The organism is Psychrobacter sp. 2Y5 (assembly GCF_051847375.1).
GTDB lineage: Bacteria > Pseudomonadota > Gammaproteobacteria > Pseudomonadales > Moraxellaceae > Psychrobacter.
In genome coordinates this window covers 1-3,006 of record NZ_JBPYDA010000023.1, presented here as the reverse complement: position 1 = coordinate 3,006, position 3,006 = coordinate 1, and the positions used below count along the sequence as shown (strand labels likewise).

Below are 3,006 nucleotides of genomic sequence, written 5' to 3'. Positions count from 1 at the left end.
GTCTCAGCCGTATAGTCGCTAGGATTGCCTAACTGCCAGCCGTGCGCTTGCATTTGCGTGATGATGTCGGCTTGGAAAGTAGTCTCAAAGGTGACGTTATGTGCGTTGATAGCAGTACTGGTCTGGGTCATAGCATAGTTCTTATTATTGATTTATTTGTGTAGAGGGCTTTTTAAGCACCGAACTTTTAGATAAGCCTCGTCAATACGGTATTTAATGTTGACTAAGTTGTTGATTAGGATTCATCTTACTTTTAGCCTATATCTTGTGGTGCATGACAGGCACTGTACAAGGCTTTAGCCTAGCAAAAAACCTGACAAAATTACAATGCTGGGCTAAAGCCGCAGCCTACGCAAACTAAGGCTCAGCACAAACCTTAGTCAAACTCTCACCAAACACTATTTTATTCAGTTGTTGGCGATAGATATAGGTTTTTTCAGAGTCGGCATGATAGACCTGATCATTGACGCAATTGCCAAAGCCAAAGGTAATCAAGTCAATTTTGGCATACTTGGCAGGATTACTGGCTTTCTCATCTTGATAACGGGACATGGCATAGCTATTCGTTAACGCGCGTTTTTCAACCAGCTGCTGCCATTTATCCTGTACGGCGGTTTCGTTACGAAAAAAGGGTTCGATGTATTGCTTGCACATCAATGGACTCTGCCGCATAGCTTGTATGGGTTCTAAATAAGCCAAAATAGTTAGCTTATTGTGTTTATACTCCCCACCAATAGACTTAATGAGCTGTTGCTTATAGCGCTGTGCTTCGGGTACCACGTCAAGTCGTTCAACATTATGCTTAACTTGTTTATATTCTTCAGTCAGCGTTTCTAGGTCGGTCATAGATAGCGTGTCTAAAGCATCAATATCCATCGGTGGAAAAAAGCTATTTAGATTTGAGCTATTTAAATGGTCGAAGACAAAATGTGAGTTTTCGATTTGCTTAGCGCTATACTTTGTATTATCAAACTCGCCTCGGTTATCGCATAGCTCATCTTGCCAGTGATAGACTTCGGCTTGGGCGCTAGTGGTAACCGCTATTGCGCCTAATAAAGCTGCTACGGTAAGCTTTTTCACCCTATAATTCCTTTTATTGTTTTCTGTATTTATTTTAACGGCTTTTAGGCGCTTGCCAATCCCGAACATCAATCTTGCCCGTAACCGCAGCAGAGATTAAAGCGGTGCGGCGTTCTTGCATAAGTTGAATGGCTTTTTGGGCTTTTAAAACTAAATTATCAAATATTTTCATTTGCTCATTAATTTCATCAACTATTTCATTCTGCTCAGCTATAGAAGGAACTGGAAATAGGCTATTAGATAAGTATTCCTGTTCAATGCTTTCTACGGTAGCACCCTCTTTTGACCATGCAAAAAGCAGCTTATCAACGTTACCTACTATATAGTTTGCGGCGTATTCTGAAGTCATGCGTTCATTAAACTGCAATGCTCTCATGTCTTGATTCATCGTTACATCAACAGTATTAATTGCTATCGGAATGGTTCTTTGTAATATTCCTGAACGCACTACCATTAAGAGCGCACCTGCTTTAATCAATTTAGTTGATGACTCTTTTACAGCACTTTCAGTAATGTAATCTTGAGTTTTATCGATCCAAAACGACTTCATGTCTTTAGGAGATACCCAAGGAATAGTTCCACCTGTCCAGTAAGATAGGTTATCTTTCGTTGGTGTACCACCACCGCTAAAATTGCATAGATATTTTAAAGGTACTAAATCCCAATGCTCAGGTACATCCCCTAACCATTCAACACCCGAATCTTTCATCGGTGCATCAGGGTTTAAGCCTTTGGTCACCGCATGACTGATCACCGCTTGGCGCTTTTCTTTTAACAGTTGGATCAGGGTTTGCTGCTTATCAATTAAGGTATCGATTTGGGCGGTTTCGTGGTCGAGGAAGTTGGCGATTGTTTCTCTTTCATCTAAAGATGGCAACCAAATTTCAACCCCTTTCAAAATAGACTGGGTGATACTAAAAACCTTAACCCCTTTTACCATGTGTCTAATTTGAGTTCTTATTTCCTTTGAATCCATCAAGTAGGCATAAAAGCGACTACATTGACGATCAAAAGGGCGAGCAATAACGGTGTGATAACCAGCAAAAACTAAATCATCACTAACTAACTGGGTGAAATTCCCTGAACCTTCTATATCCTCAGAAGTATCAGCAAACACTAAATCACCTTTAGTAAGCAAGGCATAAGAAGATGACTGTAAATATCCTTCATCAACACATTTTAGATAATGTTTTTTTGGGTCAACTTCAAAACCATATTTTGAATGCACTTCACCATAGCTTACGCAAGGTACACCAGTATCTAAGAGGTCTGCTTTAGTTATAGTTAAACCTCGACCAAACGAAAACATATATCTAAGCTTACTAAGCTCCCAGTGACTTGGTATCTCCTCCAACCACTCAACTCCCGACTCTTTATACTCAGGATAGGCGACATATTTTTCAGCCATTACGAATGCACCTCACCCAATAACTGCATAATCTCGCTACTGACTTTATCTAAGTCCGCATCAATCTCAACTAGCGGGCGCGGTGGCTCATAAACATAGAAGTGACGGTTAAACGGGATCTCATAACCGACAATACCAACCTCTTCATCGATAGCATCGGTCTTATCGCCATTGATCCACGCATCAGGCACATGCGGCTGTACTTCACGGGCGAAGTAACTTTCAATCAGCTCAGTGGTCGTCACCTCAGGATTTAGCGGTACGTTTTCATAATCACGTAGGTCGCTGTCGGTTTGGAACTCGACTATTTTGGCTGGCTTGCTTAACTGTTTACTATCCGAGTTGAACGCTACCTTGACATGGTAGTTGTCTAAGCTAAATGCACCATAGAGTGGATTGGCGGTTTTAACTGTTTTCTTAATGACGGGTTCGGCTTCAGGGTTTTTCCACGTGATGGCATCCATCAGCTGCTTTTTCTCTTTCACATCAAGACTTATATCAGTGTCTTTTAACGCTTG

At 41.1% G+C, this 3,006-nt stretch carries 2 protein-coding genes and 1 pseudogene; all 3 read right to left on the bottom strand.

All coding sequences use genetic code 11. From position 1 onward, the window contains the following. Positions 1-357: 357 nt before the first annotated feature. On the bottom strand, positions 358-1,080 hold the full coding sequence (locus ACS8E3_RS12925) for a hypothetical protein (protein ID WP_439244744.1): 723 nt from the start codon (positions 1,078-1,080) through the stop codon (positions 358-360). A 34-nt stretch (positions 1,081-1,114) separates the two neighbouring features. Continuing rightward, positions 1,115-2,488: a restriction endonuclease subunit S gene (locus ACS8E3_RS12920; protein WP_439244742.1), complete on the bottom strand. Its 1,374-nt coding sequence runs from the start codon at positions 2,486-2,488 to the stop codon at positions 1,115-1,117. Further along, positions 2,488-3,006: pseudogene (locus tag ACS8E3_RS12915) on the bottom strand (SAM-dependent DNA methyltransferase); the annotation flags it as partial. The gene ACS8E3_RS12920 and the pseudogene ACS8E3_RS12915, both read right to left, overlap by 1 nt.

Excerpts from the sequence above, each read along its gene's own strand:
- ACS8E3_RS12920 (WP_439244742.1), bottom strand. The coding sequence starts at position 2,488 with ATGGCTGAAAAATATGTCGCCTATCCTGAGTATAAAGAGTCGGGAGTT.